Origin of the sequence: Rubidibacter lacunae KORDI 51-2 (assembly GCF_000473895.1) — a bacterium.
Classification (GTDB): domain Bacteria; phylum Cyanobacteriota; class Cyanobacteriia; order Cyanobacteriales; family Rubidibacteraceae; genus Rubidibacter; species Rubidibacter lacunae.
This window is the reverse complement of sequence record NZ_ASSJ01000003.1, coordinates 1-16,805: the sequence shown is the minus strand read 5'-3', so window position 1 is coordinate 16,805 and position 16,805 is coordinate 1. Positions and strand designations below refer to the sequence as shown.

Sequence of the window (16,805 nt, the reverse complement as noted above, 5' to 3'; positions counted from 1 at the left end):
ACTACATCACAGCAAAACATGATGTCTCCGATTGTATACCGGCAGGAGTAAATGCGACGTGATTGTCAGAAGGCTTGCCTAAAACATTTCAAAGCGCTCTTTAAAAAGTGTGTTCCTGAGTAATTCCCCTTAGTATAAGTGCTGTCGTGGTTGCACCCAAGCCACATAGCCGAGTATTAGTAAGGCCACAGCCGCAGATAATCCCACAAAGATATGAAGAACTTGGTTCCCCGTGATAATTAAAACGATACCAAAAGCGAAAGTCATAAAGTTTGCAAAAACAACATATAAAAACACTCGCCAATCTCGCATCACGATATACCAATTCCACACAAATATGATTGCAGAAATTAATTGAATGAAATTCATAATAGTTTTACTATTATGGATGCCATACGTCAATGGCACTGCTATCAAGCTACCGATCAATAAGATATCTAGCCATCGAGATTTTCTTAAGCCTAGAGCGATCGAGCACACTCCAGCATTGACAAATGTATAGAAGAGACGATTAAGAGAGCTGATCTGACTGATGTAAATCCAGTTATCTCCTATGTGCTCCGCTATCTCGTAGGAAGAACCAATCGCAAAAGCGGCATAACCAAAGTAAATCAAGGGGAGAGATCTAACTTTGAGAATCGATGTAAAGAATTCACTGCGGCGTGAAAAAATCCAGATACTGACAGCTGCCACAACATAAACTGAGAAGTGAGCAGCAATGATGCCAAATTTCAGGAGTGGATTCATTAGTATTCTGGTATTTATACCTTAAAGATAGGGGTCGAGTCTTTTGGGGTCACTTCAAATTCATAAAGGCTGAATTAAAAGGTTCCAGGGGTTTTAAACAACCCTGAGCCGACTTTGGAAAGCCCGAATTCTTGTTCTCTTGTTGTGAAGTCCGTTCCTAATTTCGCACTACTAGACTTCTCAAGCAGTCATTAAGTCAATTTTATTTGCCTTGAAACTAGCATGCACATATCTGGATGTCAATTTTTGTACGATGCAGCTATGGAAACCCGACCTTTCAAGCCAAAAATCCTTTATAGAGTAAGTTGCAGCCTTTCTAGTTGACCGATCGCGCCTGTCAAACAACAGTGTCATTGGCGGAAAACGAAAGAGCCTGGATGGTGAGGAGAAGAGTTCCCGGCAAGAGTTCAATTGCTCAGGTTAAAGAGCCTAGTGAAAGATAAACCTTCGCACCAATTAGGAAGCGAGCAAACATGAATGTGGAATCAGGACTCAAGCGAGTAGAGGCTAGGCATATCAGCTACTTCAGAACGAGCGGAACAAAAAACCTAGTAAATTGCCATTATGTATTCCGCCGTAAAGCCGACCAGGGAGGGCAAGCGCAAAGACCCGCTAAAAGTGGAATTGTCTGTGCAATCTGTCCCGCCAATAGCGACACTACCCGCCAGTATCACTGTCGTATGATACGCGCAACCCGACTTTTCAATGGCCTCTTAGGGTTCAGGTAACCTGAGGTGAGTCGAAACTATCCCTGTTTGCGGTCTCACTGGCTGATGAGCATAGGTTCGTTAGGCTTTTGCCCGTTCTCCTCAGCTTTAGTCTCAATTGAAGAGTTATTTCAGAGGTTGGCTTGTTGGGAGGCAATTCGGTTATTGTTCTAGCAAGTGACCCACTGCGAACCTAACGGGTCGTCGGAGCCGACGGTCGGCACTCAATCCTTTCGGCCTTCTCAACCTGCCGCGGCTCAGCTCCAAAACGTTAGACACCAGATACGCCTGACGCTTACCATATTTAATCTGTAGAGCGTGGAGAGACCTATAAAGATGAAAAAATAGTTTCTGTGTTCATTGATGCGAATCTATTGTCCCACCAACAAAAACCTCATGTTTGAAGGTGCCTACCATGAAGAAATTTATCCTTGCTATAACCAGTTTGCTGTTTTTGCTTGTGGGAAGTGTGACTTATGCTGGAGAGTCAACAACCCCTCCCCAGCCCAAGCCTATTACAGAAGCTGAAGTGCACGAAGCTCAAAAGATTTGGGGCGATGGCATTGTTGCCATCGGCAACGCCTTCACCAACGAAGAAGACTACAAGGCTCTGGCCGCTACCCACGTGGACACCCTCTACGCCTATGATGAAGGTGTGGTGCTTTTCAAGCCAACTAAGGCCGCCACGCAGCAATTCCGCCTTTCCGAGCCTGAGGCAATCTCGTATTTTGTGACAGGTAAGGTTCCTGAGGATCGTGGATTTGCCCTCCAGCCATGGTCAGCTGTCCGGTTTGAGAATGCAGGCATTCTCATCGACACCGACTCCGCTGTAGCCATGGGGAATTACTTCTTCACTGATACCAACACTGGCAAAGAGGCCAAAGTGGAATTTACCTTCGGCTATGTCCGTGGCGCGGATGGCAAGCTCTTGATTAACGTTCATCATTCGGCGTTCCCCTATCATCCACTCACTGATGATGGTTAAGTAAGACTGTGCAGACTATCAGTCGAAGGTGGTCTTGCCCGGGTTTAGTGGACAGGTCAGTTAAGTCGCTTGTGCGGCTTGCGCCAAGTCCGCTGGCGTTTCGTAGCCTAGGGTCGAGTGCCGTTGCCGATTGTAGAAGACCTCGATGGATTCGAAGATTTCGGACTTTGCTTCCTCCGTGTTGAGATCGTCGGTCTGATACAGGAACTCTGTTTTCAGCGTCGCAAAGAAGCTCTTCACCATCGCGTTGTCCCAGCAATTGCCCCAACGGCTCATCGAGCACTCGATGCCGTACGCTCCTAACCAGCGCTGGTATTCCTTCGACGCATACTGGCTGCCGCGATCGCACTGATGCACTAGCTGTTCGGGCCGACCGCGCTGAGTCAGCGCCATCTTCAGGGCATCTACTGCCATCTAGCTGTCATTGCACGTTGACATCGCCCAACCCACCACGCGGCGCGAGTATAGGTCCAGCACAACCGCCAGGTAAATCCAGCCGCTGCGCGTCCCCACGTAGCTGATGTCAGCCGCCGATTTGCTTTGCAATGAACCACTTTGGCACTGAAGTCGTGCCCGAGTCCGTTGGCTGCCACCGGCTGCTGGGGGTTACTATTAGTTGTGTAGGAGGATCTTTATTGTCCGCATTGTCCTCAAATGACAGCTCACGAAAATCTTGAGTCAGCAACAGCGACAACTGCTTTTTGGTTAGAGGCCAGGCCATATTGCCTTCAGATTCATTCTCCTAACGTCCTCGGGCAATGACAAGCAGCGTTCCTCCAGGAGCGACAAAGGAAGCAATTCGCTCGATTGCATCGGGGCGAAGGTTTGAAGGTAGCACCTGAAGCGTGTACAACTCGTGCACAAAAATCGAACCTGCCTTGCAACTCAAAAGGAGCAGCGAACAAGTCTGCCACGACATACTCCACAGGTGAGTTGGGGTAACGCTTTTTTACTTCGCATTACTGCCGACTTCGAAATGTCGAAAGCAGAAGTTGTGAAACCGCGCCGCGCCAGCTCTTAAGCATCAACTCCAAGGCCCTACCAATTTTGATGGCCATGTCAGTAATACCGAAGCTCCTCTAATTCAACCAAGCAACTAGATTCGGAGTCGGGGCCAAGTCGACCCGTGGGATAATTGAGGTGTCTTCGCCAGAGCGAGAGTAAAGTTCCTCCAATCACCCAAGAGGATCGCCTTAATTCAAACTTCTGTGGGCGCTCTCTCTCGCTGTGATTCTGAGCGCGTCACTCATGGAAAAAGCATATCCAAGGTTTTCCAGAACCGGGTCGCGACAGTCGATGCGCTAGTGCAAAACGTCCGGTTTCGCGACTCCGGTCCATGCGTGGGTTACCTGCCTTCCTTATCTACGTTGATTTTCCACGACAATCCAAAGCGATCGGTTACCACGCCATAAAGGGATGTGAAGCCCGATGAGGCTAGTGGCAAAACAATGTGCCCATCATCTGCTAAAGCTTCGAACATCTCGGTTGCTCGCTGCACTGAGTCCAAACGCAAAACAAAGGAAACACGCGACCCCGAAACATCTGTGTCTGGATCGTCGTAACCCACATCCGTAGCCATGAACTTTGTCTCATTAATGCGGAACGTAGCGTGAAAAATCAGCTGTCGATCCGACGCCTCCGTTTCTTTTGCAAGTGGGCTATCCGCAAATCTCATCAGGAACGTCGTTTCAGCGCCAAGTGCATCACGGTAAAACTCGAGTGCCTCCTCAGTTCGCCCGTAAAAGCTAAGTGAAGGTAGGACTAGCATCGAAACAGGTCTCCAAAGAAAGAATCAAGTCGGACAAAGCACTTGCGTAAGGCAGCTCCAAGATGGGTAGACAATATTCTGCATCAACCCCGCGGCCAAGTGACTCTCCCTGCAAGGCCGAGCAGATCGGCCGCTACGTTGCATGAGTTTGTTACATGGCATATTCGAGATTTTTGCGATATCTGACGATCTGAAGAGGCACCCCAATCGTTCTAGTTTTTGTTTTGCCATCCATTCGAAAACCTGCAAGCTTGTAGAAGCGACAAGCACGTTGATTGTCTTTCAGTACCCAAAGCGTTGCAGAGCTATATGATTGAGTGCAAAGTTCCGCGATGACTGAGGTGCATAGTCTTTGCCCTATTCCTTTGCCCCATTTATCGGGATCGACATAAATTGCCTGGATCTCGGCAATCGCTAAGGGATCGTCGTCTTCATCGCGGGTACCAGCGAAAGATGCGAAGCCTACAATGTGGCCTTCCGTGTCTGCAACCATCGTGCGGAGAGAGGCAGCGGCAATGTTGGCGGCCCATTGCTGTGTACGCTGTGAAACATCCAAGGCGTCAAGGATGTGATTGGGGACAATGCCCGAGTAGGCCTTGCGCCAAGCAGCTATATGAATGCTCGCGATAGCAGCGGCGTCACAATCATCGGCGTTGCGAATCAGCATTGGCACACCTCAGCCACATAACGCCCAGGATAAACCGGCGGCGCACCGGCGCAAAGCGGAGGTGTGCCGATCGACTTGAACCTATTGCTCCTCCTCATTTCTAGCAATGTATTGAACGACAGACGCAAAACCTGTATGGCCCTCACCCTCGCGAACCTCACGTTCAATTTCTCTCAGTAGAATTGGTTTGAGTCTGGGAAATTCGTTTCGCAGTTTGTCAACGCTCATGAGCATGTCTATATCTTTAGGGCCGCCGGTGTTTTTTGCCAACTGACTTTCAGAGTAGGACTCAAGAAGAACGATGCCATTTGGTTTTAGAGCTGTTTCAATGAGTGGGTAAAGCTTTTCACGGATTGAACTGGGCAAATGAGCAGAAATAGATAAAACCGATCCATAGTGGCCTCGTTTGGGCTGATACTCTGCGAGATCGACCACCTGGGTCTCAACAACTACCCTACGTAACTTTGCAAGGGCCTGAGCTTTTTCGAGGGCAACCGATGAGTAATCTACGCCCAACACATTTAAACCTCGCTCTGCAATAAAAACAGCATTTCGTCCTTCACCCTCAGATAGGGATAGCACAGGACCATGAAGTAGATGTGCATTTTCCACCAGGAAAGCATTCGCCTCGGTGCCGTAAAGATATTTCGTGGACTTATACCGGTCATTCCAGAAATTTTTGTCATACATAGTATTCTCCATGAGTCCTCCCAAGGAACATAAGCTAATCTATCCAGAAACGTCGCTTTGTGTTTTGGCTGGCTACAGTAGTAGCCAAGCTTTTGGCAACCGCTATCAATATTACTCAGGTGCTACTTTGCCCCGAAACTCTGGCTCAACAAACCAGTCTTTCGATTTGCATAAGAGCAGCACGAACTTCCTCTCCAGCTTACCTCTTTTTTTTCTCCTGTCCTTACTTCCAACAATCGATTCACTAAGTATTCATAGCTTTTCATGTTGTATCCCAGGTTCTTCAGTCCAATCCACTCTGCTGTTCTTGTCTGCTCGATCGCTCTCAACAATTTCCCTCTCATCTCATTCACCATCCCTCCAAAAACATGCTCCACACGCGCTCTCACTTTTGACTTCTCTCGATCCGTCGCGTTCTGCTCCTCCGTTAGCTGGCTATTTCGCTTACCGTTCTCTTGAATCTGGCTCTTCATGCCCATCGCTGCCAATACACATTCCCGCTTATCACTGCAATACGCGCTGTCTCCCCTCAGCTCGTCTGCCTCGTTCCTTCCCTCTACTAATCCTCCCAACACTTGTGAATCGTGCACGCTCGCATTAGTCACCTTCTAGGTGTGAATCAACTTGTATTCTCGGTCTTCTCCCACGGGGTTCTTGTAGCAGTAGTAACTCTGGCCGTGCTTCTTATCCATCTTGCCTCGCAGTCTTTCTGCATCAGCTTCTTGGGCTGCTGCTGCTCCGGTGTCTCTCCCCGCTTGGTTGCTTGGTTCTCTAAGGAACGGTTGTGCTGCTTTGGCACCGGCACCAGCTTCGCATCCACCATCTGACCCCCTCGCCCCTGATATCCGACTTGTCTGAGATACTCACCAAACTGCACGAACAATTCCGCAGTCAGCTCCCGCACTTTCAGCCGCGCTCGCAACAGCCACACTGTGTTGGCATCAGGGACTGCGTCCTCAATTCCCAGACCCGTGAAGCTCATGAACTAGAATCGGTCGGTCACTTAATGTTCGTGTTCATCTTCGCTTATGTTGTACAACTGCTGCAGAATCAATAGCTCGAACATCAGCACCTTGTCCACGGATGGTATCCGGGGTTGCTCCTGCATTCATTCTCGTAGTTTTGGTTCGGGGTTGTGCGGAAGCTGTCCCAGGAAATGAGCTTGTTGAGCTGCACGAGCATGTGCTTCTGTTTCCAGCTTGGCTTGGGGTTGCTCCCAATCCCAAAGGCTTTTTTGTCCCATCAAACCAACCTCTCTCAACGCTCTTTCTTCGGAGATGTTGTCTATTTTCGGGGCGCTCATTAGTAGGTCGCTATAGACCCTGTTTATGGAGGCTGTCGAGAGATAGATCAACCCCAAGATTCGCTTGAGCGTTGCATAGGGTTCTTCCTCTTCGCTATCATGCACGACTGACGACGGCTATCAGAGATATGGTAGTCAGCCTTTCCAGAAACTCGCCGCGCAGGCGGTCGGATTTCGTGAGATCCTTCTTCCTTCTGGGCATGTCGCAGTTTTCCTCTTTGGCGACTTTATCGTCGTGCACCACTTAAATAAATGAACCTAAACCTCTAGACCTGATAGGATATCGTAACCTAACCCTCACTTCTCTCAGTCACATCCAATACTACGGAGACCATTCGACTTCAAGAATGTAAGGAGAGTGGCAAAATGAGTGTAGTGACCTTTAACTGTATTAACTTGTATGCGCGCTCTGGAATTTGGAAATGCGCTTCTTGCCACCTCAACTCCTTTCCTCACCTTGTTGCTGGCAGTTGGTCTGTTCTTCTTTATTCGCGCATCAGTGAAAGACCGGACTACTCGAGTGAGGCTTACTAGCGAGTTGCCAGAAACTGAATTGCTCTTGCAGATACAGACGTATTTCATCAATCGCTCGTATCGCGTGAAATCGATCGCGCCGGGGCGGGAGCGTATCGTCCTCGAGGGTTACGTTCGTCCCAGTTGGTTTCTTGCAATCTTCCTTACTCTTCTGGCTGCATGCGGCTGCATTTGCTTAGCACTTGTGTTGTCTTTCACTCGGCCTGAAGTTCGCGATCTTTTCGTCGGTATGACCCTTCTCGCGCCTCTTGCCGGTACCTTCTATTGGCAACGCGCAGGTCGCGTTGAAGAAGTCGTTCTCGACCTGGATGCATCAGCTGCACCCGATCGCCTCGCGATTGAGATTACCGCCCACCGCGATGAAATTATTCAGCTAAGGAAGTCCCTCCCGCTGACAGGAACCGATTCTTAACCGTTGCAGTGATGTTGGGTAAGCCGAGCGGGTGCACTGACGGACAGTTTAGTCAAGCTAGAGAAGCAGTGGGAGTTAGTTCAGCTAGCGTGCTAATGCGAAATCGAAATCAGGGACGCCCGAGCCTGGATGCGACCGGCAGCTGCGATCGCGTCGAGTTCCAGTTCTGCGGACCCGTTTGGAGAGCCAACACCTGCCCAGCTGGCAAATAACCTCGCGGCCTGACGGTACACGCTGGCAATAGCAACCCGCTCTTGTAGGGCAACCTGCCAACGCAGGGGGAAACTATTCCCACTCTCAGCTCCTGCAATCGCTCCGACTAAGGCACCGACCACTGATGGCGAGACGTTGGCTCCACCCGCAACCTTGACGGCCCGAGCAACCTGCAAGCTTGGTTGCCCCGGCAGTGCGCGAGCATACAAGGCGATTGCCAGAGCGCGATCGCCCATAGGTACTCGAGCCTCGACGATCTGCTCCGCATACTCGGCCAAACCGACGCCGTTTGCACGGCTCGCTCGCGCTATTTCTAGTGGCACGGTCAGCTCGTTCGAATCGGCAGGACCGACCAGTCGGTCGAAATTCTCAGCTGGCGACCTCTGCTGGAGTGCAGTAGCAATTGCAGTTGCAAATGTTAGTGCAGCTGCAGGTGTTTCTTTCGCTCCAAGCCACAGAAATGCAGCCAGCAAAATCTCGCGTCGCAACCTCTCGGGTAATTCGTGGTAGTACAGTGCAACTGGCAGTACCGCGATCGCGGCTTCACTGCTAGCGGCCGTTCCAATGCGGGTTAGATGCGAGGCGCGATCGCAGCGCGCCTCCCAGTCGGCTGACGCAAATGTCGCTGTATCGATCGCACAACTTGCCCCCAGCATGGCAACTTGCCACCAGGGAGATGGCACGGCATTGCCGCTAATCAGCTCTCCAAGCAGTGCCCCCACCAAACATCCTTGAAAGCGAGTTAGTAATGGCACCGGACTTCCGCGCTGCCCGCACATTCGCCGTCCTCGCGACGTGTTAGCGATCAGTCGGTTAGAGCCGATTGGCGCAAGTGTGCGAGCAAGGCATCAAGACCGAGCAGATAGCTGCGCGCTCCAAAACCGCTGATTTGCCCGATAGCTACCGGCGCAATGTAAGAATGCTGGCGAAATGACTCCCGGCCGTGTATGTTGCTCATGTGAATTTCCACGGTCGGTATAGCGCAGGCTGAAATTGCATCGCGAATTGCCACACTCGTATGCGTGTAAGCTCCGGGATTGATCGCCAATCCATCGTGCTCGCCTACAGCGGCTTGAATAACATCCACTATCAGCCCTTCGTGATTGGACTGCATGCAAACAACCCTAGATCCAGCGAGCCGACCTCGTTCTTTCAGGCAGGCATCGATCTCGTCTAGGGTTGTGGAACCGTATATTTCCGGCTCTCTCCGACCTAACAGATTTAGGTTCGGTCCGTGAATTATCAGTACGCTGAGCTGGTCCAAATCAGTATCGAAACAGAATCTAGCGAGGGCGCAACTGCGACTCGTCGACCGGGATAGGAATCAATTCCGGTTCCTGCTCAGCGTCCGGACCGAGCAGAACCTCGATCAAACGACGAGTCCATTCTCGTAATCTTTCCAGAACCTTATCCAAGTAGTCCATGCCGTCGCTGGCTCCTTGTTTACGACAGATGTTTTCTAAATCGCAATTACAAGCCTAACTTACCCAACATCGACCTGCCACTTCTGATGGACGATCCGCTTGTCTCTCAGTAGACCGAAGGTCGAACGATCTGCAGCATGCTTGCCGTTGCTTTTTTTGTGAAGTTATGTAAATTCTAGCACGGCCGCTCGCTTGCCACTCTCTCGCAGGGAACAGCTTTATAAGGGTGGAACAGACCCATCGGGGTAGCAGCAGGCAAGCAGCTGACGGCGCAGTCGGTCGAGGGCATTGCAAACGCTGCTATGACGAATAGCATCGCGCTCGCGCCAGCTACCCAAATGCAGCTCGTAGCTGGTCGTTCTTCCATTTGGGTCGGCAAGACCCACATATACCAGCCCTATAGGTTTGGTGTCTGTGCCGCCATCCGGTCCGGCGATGCCAGTTATGCCGACTGCCCAGTCTGAACCGAGCTGCGTGCGAACCCCAGCAGCCATGGCTTCAGCAACATCAGCACTGACCGCTCCCTGTCGAGCAAGCAGTTCGGGAGCGACCCCGAGCAACTCAGTCTTAATCGCGTTCTGGTAGGCAATAATGCCGCCGCGAAAGTACGCAGAACTCCCAGGTACTGATGTCAGAGCATGCCCGAGTCCGCCGCCCGTGCAGGACTCGGCTACGGCCACGGTTGCGTCCAGAGCGCACAGATGCCTGCCAACGGCCGATGCCAGGGTGTCGTCATCCACACCAAAACAATCGGGCCCGGCGATCGCGCGCAGTTGGGACTCGATCGGCGCAATCGCTTCACGAGCAGCTGCTTCGGAAGGCGCACGGGCTGAAATTCGCAAGCGAACCTCGCCGCGCGACGCATAGGGAGCCACAGTCGGGTTGGGTAGGTCGAGGAAAGCCCTGACTTTTTCGGCAAGAGTGGATTCGCCGATTCCCCAGAATCGCAGCATGCGACTGTGCACGATTTCCCGTCCATAGCCCAGGCTCTTTAGGTAAGGCACTGCACTTTCGTACCACATGCACTGCATCTCCCCTGGCACGCCGGGAAAAGTCAGTACTGATAGCCCCGGCCGCGGTTGCCAAATGATGCCCGGAGCGCTGCCAGTAGGATTGGGCAGTACCTCAGCTCCGTCGGGGAAGAGAGCTTGTTTGCGGTTGCTGGGCGACATCGTCCGCCCGCGCCGCGCGAATTTTGCTTCGATCTCGGCTAATACTTCCGGACGCTCGCGCAGCGGGGAGTCAAAAAAGTCGGCGAGGGTAGCCGTTGTCAGATCGTCAGGTGTCGGACCGAGCCCGCCTGCAAACAGCAAAATCTCGGCGCGATCGCAGGCAATTTGTAGGGCGCGTTTGATGCGCTCTGGATTGTCGCCGACAACACTTTGGTAATAGTGCGGGACGCCGAGACTCGCGAGTTGCTGACCAAAGAACTGCGCGTTGGTGTTGACGATATCGCCGAGTAGCAGCTCGGTGCCGATGCAAATAACCTCTGCGCTCATAACTCTCGGTCGTGATGTTCCCTCACATTATCGCCTGCCGATCGGGAACGCCTCTCCCGCCCGAGGCGATGCTGGCGCCGTCGCAATACTTGCCAACCGACATATACCAGCAGCAGTGTCGCAGCGATCGCGTAGGCCCAACCGCTGGGAATACCGGAGAATCCCAATGCCAGGCTGCCGACCCAGAGGGTCAGGGCATACATAAAGAGCACCGTTAACCGCTGCGGAATTCCAGCTTTAAGCAAGCGGTGGTGCAGGTGTCGCTGGTCGGCGGTAAATGGCGACTTCCCCCCCCATAACCGCGAAATGATGACGACGGACATATCGGCGATCGGAACAGCCAGGATTAAAAACGGCAGCAGTACAGCCGTAACCGCAGCCGTTTTGACCAGTCCGACAACGCCGATGCCGGCCAGCATGAAACCGAGATAATACGCACCGCTGTCGCCCATGAATATTTCAGCGGGATTGAAGTTATACCGCAGAAAACCCAGTGCGCCGCCAGCCAGGGCAGCGGCAACCAAAGCAGCAGCGGGTTGGTCCATCGCCAGCGTCACGATCAACATGACGACGGCAGCAATTCCGGAAACACCCGCAGCCAAGCCATCAAGTCCGTCGAACCAGTTGATGGCGTTGACCATCCCCACCAACCAGATGACCGTGACAGGCAAGCTCAACCAACCAAGATGAAAGAGGTCGATGAAGGGGACGGACAAAAACTCGATCTGAACGCCGGTCATCCAGACCAAACTGGCAGCGACCCCCTGCAAGACCAAGCGGACTCCGGCGGAAAGGTTGAAGAGATCGTCGCAGAGCCCGATCGCGAAGAAAACAAACCCGCCGACGGTAATGCCCCAAATTTCCCACTCTTTGTCGGTCGGTAGCGTGCCGAAGCCACCTAACCGCCATACCGTCAGCAGTGCTACTAGAACGCCAATAAAGATCGAAACTCCGCCAATGCGCACGATCGGCTCGCGGTGGACCTTCCGTCTGCCGGGACGATCGACGTGTCCGCTCTTAAGACCGATCGCCTTGACTGCAGGCGTACTCCACAGCACTACAGACGTCGAGATGAGAAAGGCGATCAGATGGTACAGCTGCGCGGGCGGTACTGAAGGCATCCGAGCACTTATGGAGAAGATACTCCGAGCTTACACGACGACTCCTGATTTCGCATAGCCTCAAAGACTGCGGCCAGAACATCTAGAAGCGATCGCTGAAGATGAGGTTGCAAGACTTCAATAGAACCCGATCGCGGCGGGCGAGTTTATTTTCCAAAGGATTCTCCACTGGGAGTTTTCAATGCAGTCGATGCAGTCGATCTCCCGCGCGGCGATCCATCGCGATTGTTGTCAAGAAACTCGCAACGAACTGTTCCGGCAAATTAAGAATCGTGTCGCTGTCGGACGTCTGCATTTCCTTAAAGTGAGGGCGCGATCGCCCAGAAGCTCCGAGGTTTTGGCTATTACTGCGATATCGACTAGGTGCAATTGCCTGGCGCGAGGCTGCTAGCCGCGTTTGAGACAATGCAAGCTAGCGAAAATGCGAACACCGCAGACGCCTGTTGGAGGCGAACGATTTTATGAAGCTTGCTTACTGGATGTACGCGGGACCGGCGCACATCGGCACGCTACGGATTGCGAGTTCGTTTAAGAACGTCCACGCAATCATGCACGCGCCCATCGGCGACGATTACTTTAATGTCATGCGCTCGATGCTGGAGCGCGAACGCAACTTCACCCCGGTGACGACGAGTTCGGTAGACCGCACGGTGCTCGCCCGCGGCTCTCAGGAGAAAGTTGTCGATAACATTACCCGCAAAGATGCTGAGGTATCACCAGACCTAACGGTGCTGACACCAACGTGTACCTCCAGCATCCTGCAGGAAGATTTGGAAAACTTCGTGGAGCGCGCCCAGCTGACCGCCCGCTGCGATGTAATGCTGGCCGACGTGAACCACTATCGCGTCAACGAACTGCAAGCGGCAGATCGCACGCTAAACCAAATCGTCGAGTTCTATATCGACAAGGCACGCAAGGGCGGGACGCTCCCCACGGGCAAAACCGAGCGTCCTTCAGTCAACATTATCGGCATCACTAGCCTCGGGTTCCACAACCAACACGACTGCACCGAACTCAAACGCTTGATGGCAGACCTCGGCATAGAGGTCAACCAGGTGATTCCCGAAAAAGCATCGGTGCACCATCTCAAGGATCTGCCGAGAGCTTGGTTCAATCTCGTGCCGTACCGCGAAGTGGGATTGATGACTGCTCGCTACCTGGAAGCAGAATTTGGCATGCCGTTTGTAGACGTGACGCCGATGGGCGTAGTCGAAACCGCACGCTGCATTCGTGCCATCCAGCAGGTGCTAAACGCGAGCGGTGCTGCCGTCGATTACGAGGACTATATTGATAACCAAACTCGCTACGTGTCCCAAGCAGCTTGGTTCTCGCGCTCGATCGATTGTCAGAATCTCACTGGGAAGAAAGCGGTCGTGTTCGGGGACAACACGCACGCGATCGCAATGACGAAAATCCTGGCACGCGAGATGGGTATTCGCGTCGCGATCGCCGGTACGTATTGCAAATACGATGCCGACTGGTTCCGCACCCAGGTCGGCGAGTTTTGCGATGAAGTTCTCATCAGCGACGATAATGGTGCGGTCGCGGACGCGATCGCGCGGGCCGAGCCGGCAGCTATCTTCGGCACCCAGATGGAACGGCATATCGGTAAGCGCCTGAACATTCCCTGCGGCGTAATTGCAGCCCCCATTCACGTTCAGAACTTTCCCATCGGCTACAAACCTTTCGTGGGCTACGAAGGAACGAACCAAATCTCTGACTTGGTTTACAACTCGTTCACCCTCGGGATGGAAGATCACTTGCTGGAAATCTTCGGCGGTCACGACACCAAGGAAGTTATCCACAAGAGCATCTCGGCAGACTCCGACCTCAACTGGACCAAGGACGCCTTGGCCGAATTGAACAAAGTCCCTGGTTTCGTGCGCGGTAAGGTGAAGCGCAACACCGAAAAGTTCGCCCGCGAGCGCCAACTCAGCAGTATTACTATTGAGCTGATGTACGCTGCGAAAGAAGCCGTTGGGGCCTAGGCGATCCTGCCTCTAGCCCTGCAGCCAGGCGATCGCGAGCAGAACTTGCGATCGTTTGACTGCAGAGAAATCGTCCCTCTGACTCCAGCCAACCATCAGGGGAAATCGAGCACTTTAAAAACGAGAGCGCCCCGGACAACGCACCATTACCGTTTTATTACTACCGCAGTTGGCGGTCTTTTCTGTCTGGCAATTCTTCGGAAGCGCTTGAAGGGTGCACGAGCTTCGGCTCGCTGCTGGTAGAGTCACTTGTTGGCTTTACTAAACGGTGCTTATCCACTTCACAAGATCTAAAAGGGGATTTTCGATCGGTACTGAATCCATTAATCTTGGAGGAACTTCTCGCCGACTAACGCGGCGAGTCGGAGGCGTGCTTTAGTTCCCTTTTGCTCATAACGGTCGTGCAAACTGGATTTTCTCTGTGCAAATTCCAAAAAACGCAGTTCGTGCGCTCGACCCGGCCGCGCTGATTGCTCGCCAGCGGGCGTACTTCACCAGCGGCGCGACTCGCGAGCTAGAGTTTCGACGCGGGCAACTCTTGAGCTTGCGTCAGGCGATCGCCGACCGCGAATCCCAAATCTGCGACGCCCTGGCAGCCGACCTCGGCAAGCCGGCCTTCGAAGCAGTTGTGAGCGAAATCGTTTTCTGCTGTCAAGAAATCGACTATGCTCGCAAGCACCTGCGGCAGTGGGTGCGACCCGAGAAGGTCGGGCTGGCGCGGACTGTGTGGCCGGCACGCGGGCAAATCCGTTCGGAACCGCTCGGGGTTGTGCTGATAATCGCACCCTGGAACTACCCGCTGCAGCTCGCGATCGCGCCCCTCGTCGCCGCGATCGCAGCGGGCAATTGCGCGATCGTCAAACCATCAGAACTGACGCCCCACACGTCCCGCGTCCTTGCCGAACTGATAGCGGCAGCCTTCGCACCGGAGTATGTCAGCGTTGTCGAGGGCGATAAAACCGTCGCGCAGCAACTCCTTGCCGAGCGCTTCGACCATATCTTATTCACCGGCGGCTCGCGCGTTGGCAAAGTCGTCATGGCAGCTGCTGCGGAGCATCTGACGCCGGTTACCCTCGAACTCGGCGGTAAAAGTCCGTGCCTGGTCGATCGCGACGCAGACATTGAAACCGGCGCGCAGCGGATCGCTTTTGGCAAGTTCTTCAATGCCGGTCAAACCTGCGTTGCCCCCGACTACCTGCTGGTGGATCGCGCGATTAAAGACGACTTGCTGGCTGCCCTGCGGCGCGCGATCGCCAAATTCTACGGCGACAACCCAGCAACCAGCCCCGACTACGCGCGCATCGTCAGCGACGGGCACTTCCAACGGCTGAGCGCGCTGCTCGACCGCGACGCGATCGCGATCGGCGGACAAAGCGACTCGACCACGCGCTATATCGCCCCCACTGTCCTCGATGGCGTCGCGTGGGACGATCCGATCATGGAAGATGAAATCTTCGGACCGCTGCTGCCCGTTCTGACCTATACCGACCTCGATGCCGCGATCGCGGCGATCGCGGCGCGACCCGCGCCGCTAGCCTTATACGTTTTCTCACGCCGCCACGATGTCCAAACGCGCGTGCTGGAAGGAACGACGTCCGGCGGCGTCTGCATCAACGACACGATCGTACACATCATTTCGTCGACCCTGCCGTTCGGAGGCGTCGGCGCTAGCGGTATCGGTGCCTATCACGGCCGTACCGGTTTCGATACCTTCTCGCATCGCCGCAGCGTTGTCCGAAAAGGGTTCTGGCCCGAGATCGAGTTACGCTACCCACCCTATGAAGGGAAACTCTCGCTATTTCGCAAGTTGCTAGGATAAATCGCGTCAGCAACTCGCCGCTCAATCCGGGTGACATCCTCCCGACGCTAATGCTACGCATACAGCGCGGGCTTCCTCAGTGACTCTCAGCTACTGCTGAGACATTTCCTGAGAGATTAAGGGCTTGATGTCCCACAGCCCTATTGAGAATATTGATCGCCGCGTTGCGGTCCCTGTTTAGAACCAGTCCGCAGGAAGGGCAGCTATGCACCCTGTCAGCCAGCGTCTTTGGTACCCGCTCACCACAGCCCGAACATTCAATGCTGGTTCCGTGTGGATTCTCGGCAATGGTTAACTTGGCAGCTCTTTCAGCCTTCCAAGCGCCCATTTGCAAGAATGTACCCCATGCAGCATCAGCGATTGACTTCGCCAGTCTGGTGCGAGCAAGTCCTTTGATATTTAGCTTTTCATGAGCAACAACATCGTACTTTGAGAACAGCGAATCCCACACCTTAGAAAAGAAGTCGCGCCGCTGACGCGATATCTTTAGATGCAGTTTGGCGATGCGATTCACCTGTTTGCGCCAGCGATTTGACCCCTTTTTCTGCCTAGCCTGGATTATTCATGAGTAGGCCAAAATGGGCAGAGCCTGGGGAACATCAAGGGTAACCCAGGCTGTCGAACCTTCTCGTCGGTCTATTTCTGCCTCAATCTGCCTTTGTCTGCCTAATTCGGGCACGATTGCAGCTCATTTTCTCCGCGAAGACATACGTCTCCCTTGGCGGATTCACCGCTCATTGCGCTGTTGCGCTTGCTCCACATAACTGCCGCGCTATCTGACGGATTTCCTCGGCATATGGACAGTGGGACGATAGGTCTATTAGCACGCGCCGCGCTGTCGTTCGCACTCGCCCAGCGACTTTAATCAGCGTTGCGCGCAATCGGGTCACTTGAGCTCGCTCCAGACGCGTTCCCTTCGCTGCCTCTC

The 16,805-nt window shown here is 53.3% G+C and carries 19 protein-coding genes; 4 read left to right on the top strand and 15 right to left on the bottom strand.

Annotation, left to right across the window (positions count from 1 at the left end):
- Window positions 1-129: 129 nt before the first annotated feature.
- Complete coding sequence (locus tag KR51_RS00630) at window positions 130-747, bottom strand: hypothetical protein (protein ID WP_022603827.1); 618 nt, start codon at window positions 745-747, stop codon at window positions 130-132.
- A 1,122-nt stretch (window positions 748-1,869) separates the two neighbouring features.
- Here KR51_RS00630 and KR51_RS00625 point away from each other — a divergent pair.
- A complete protein-coding gene (locus KR51_RS00625) occupies window positions 1,870-2,439 on the top strand; it encodes a hypothetical protein (RefSeq protein ID WP_022603825.1) in 570 nt (189 codons plus the stop codon).
- Between the two features lie 60 nt (window positions 2,440-2,499).
- Here KR51_RS00625 and KR51_RS17120 read toward each other — a convergent pair whose 3' ends face one another.
- The 8 genes from KR51_RS17120 to KR51_RS17105 all read right to left on the bottom strand — a co-directional run bounded on the left by KR51_RS17120 (window position 2,500) and on the right by KR51_RS17105 (window position 6,972).
- Window positions 2,500-2,853, bottom strand: a complete 354-nt coding sequence (locus KR51_RS17120) for an IS3 family transposase (RefSeq protein WP_051357998.1) — start codon at window positions 2,851-2,853, stop codon at window positions 2,500-2,502.
- Window positions 2,854-2,985 (bottom strand): hypothetical protein, encoded by a 132-nt coding sequence (locus KR51_RS20845; protein WP_269634853.1) that lies wholly within the window; start codon window positions 2,983-2,985, stop codon window positions 2,854-2,856. It abuts the gene before it with no gap.
- A 799-nt stretch (window positions 2,986-3,784) separates the two neighbouring features.
- Complete coding sequence (locus KR51_RS00615; protein ID WP_022603823.1) at window positions 3,785-4,207, bottom strand: VOC family protein; 423 nt, start codon at window positions 4,205-4,207, stop codon at window positions 3,785-3,787.
- Between the two features lie 151 nt (window positions 4,208-4,358).
- Window positions 4,359-4,874, bottom strand: a complete 516-nt coding sequence (locus KR51_RS00610; protein WP_022603821.1) for a GNAT family N-acetyltransferase — start codon at window positions 4,872-4,874, stop codon at window positions 4,359-4,361.
- A gap of 81 nt (window positions 4,875-4,955) precedes the next feature.
- On the bottom strand, window positions 4,956-5,576 hold the full coding sequence (locus KR51_RS00605; protein ID WP_022603820.1) for a class I SAM-dependent methyltransferase: 621 nt from the start codon (window positions 5,574-5,576) through the stop codon (window positions 4,956-4,958).
- Window positions 5,577-5,686: 110 nt separating this feature from the next.
- Complete coding sequence (locus tag KR51_RS17115) at window positions 5,687-6,169, bottom strand: transposase (protein ID WP_071783172.1); 483 nt, start codon at window positions 6,167-6,169, stop codon at window positions 5,687-5,689.
- Between the two features lie 14 nt (window positions 6,170-6,183).
- Window positions 6,184-6,546 (bottom strand): IS5 family transposase, encoded by a 363-nt coding sequence (locus KR51_RS17110; RefSeq protein WP_022603818.1) that lies wholly within the window; start codon window positions 6,544-6,546, stop codon window positions 6,184-6,186.
- Between the two features lie 126 nt (window positions 6,547-6,672).
- Window positions 6,673-6,972 (bottom strand): hypothetical protein, encoded by a 300-nt coding sequence (locus KR51_RS17105; protein WP_022603815.1) that lies wholly within the window; start codon window positions 6,970-6,972, stop codon window positions 6,673-6,675.
- 295 nt (window positions 6,973-7,267) lie between these two features.
- Here KR51_RS17105 and KR51_RS00595 point away from each other — a divergent pair, with 295 nt between their 5' ends.
- A complete protein-coding gene (locus KR51_RS00595; protein ID WP_022603814.1) occupies window positions 7,268-7,813 on the top strand; it encodes a cofactor assembly of complex C subunit B in 546 nt (181 codons plus the stop codon).
- 92 nt (window positions 7,814-7,905) lie between these two features.
- Here the strand turns inward: KR51_RS00595 and KR51_RS00590 are convergent, their stop codons facing one another.
- The 4 genes from KR51_RS00590 to KR51_RS00575 form a co-directional block, all read right to left on the bottom strand.
- Window positions 7,906-8,781: an ADP-ribosylglycohydrolase family protein gene (locus tag KR51_RS00590; protein WP_198016645.1), complete on the bottom strand. Its 876-nt coding sequence runs from the start codon at window positions 8,779-8,781 to the stop codon at window positions 7,906-7,908.
- A gap of 50 nt (window positions 8,782-8,831) precedes the next feature.
- Window positions 8,832-9,290 carry a type II 3-dehydroquinate dehydratase gene (aroQ, locus tag KR51_RS00585; RefSeq protein ID WP_022603812.1) on the bottom strand — a complete coding sequence of 153 codons (459 nt, stop codon included), beginning with the start codon at window positions 9,288-9,290 and terminating at the stop codon, window positions 8,832-8,834.
- Between the two features lie 378 nt (window positions 9,291-9,668).
- On the bottom strand, window positions 9,669-10,949 hold the full coding sequence (locus tag KR51_RS00580) for a competence/damage-inducible protein A (protein ID WP_022603809.1): 1,281 nt from the start codon (window positions 10,947-10,949) through the stop codon (window positions 9,669-9,671).
- Window positions 10,946-12,070, bottom strand: coding sequence for a glycosyltransferase family 4 protein (locus KR51_RS00575; protein WP_022603808.1), 1,125 nt, complete (start codon window positions 12,068-12,070; stop codon window positions 10,946-10,948). Before KR51_RS00575 ends, KR51_RS00580 begins: the two co-directional genes overlap by 4 nt.
- Window positions 12,071-12,531: 461 nt before the next feature.
- Between KR51_RS00575 and bchB the strand changes: the two genes are divergently transcribed.
- On the top strand, window positions 12,532-14,058 hold the full coding sequence (gene bchB, locus KR51_RS00570; RefSeq protein WP_022603807.1) for a ferredoxin:protochlorophyllide reductase (ATP-dependent) subunit B: 1,527 nt from the start codon (window positions 12,532-12,534) through the stop codon (window positions 14,056-14,058).
- Window positions 14,059-14,479: 421 nt separating this feature from the next.
- The gene (locus KR51_RS00565; protein ID WP_022603806.1) at window positions 14,480-15,877 is read left to right on the top strand and encodes an aldehyde dehydrogenase; all 1,398 of its coding nucleotides are present in this window, start codon (window positions 14,480-14,482) and stop codon (window positions 15,875-15,877) included.
- Window positions 15,878-15,953: 76 nt separating this feature from the next.
- Here the strand turns inward: KR51_RS00565 and KR51_RS00560 are convergent, their stop codons facing one another.
- On the bottom strand, window positions 15,954-16,436 hold the full coding sequence (locus KR51_RS00560; RefSeq protein WP_269634854.1) for an RNA-guided endonuclease InsQ/TnpB family protein: 483 nt from the start codon (window positions 16,434-16,436) through the stop codon (window positions 15,954-15,956).
- Between the two features lie 175 nt (window positions 16,437-16,611).
- Window positions 16,612-16,805: transposase (locus KR51_RS17835; RefSeq protein WP_071783171.1), on the bottom strand; the 194-nt coding region annotated here is incomplete at its 5' end.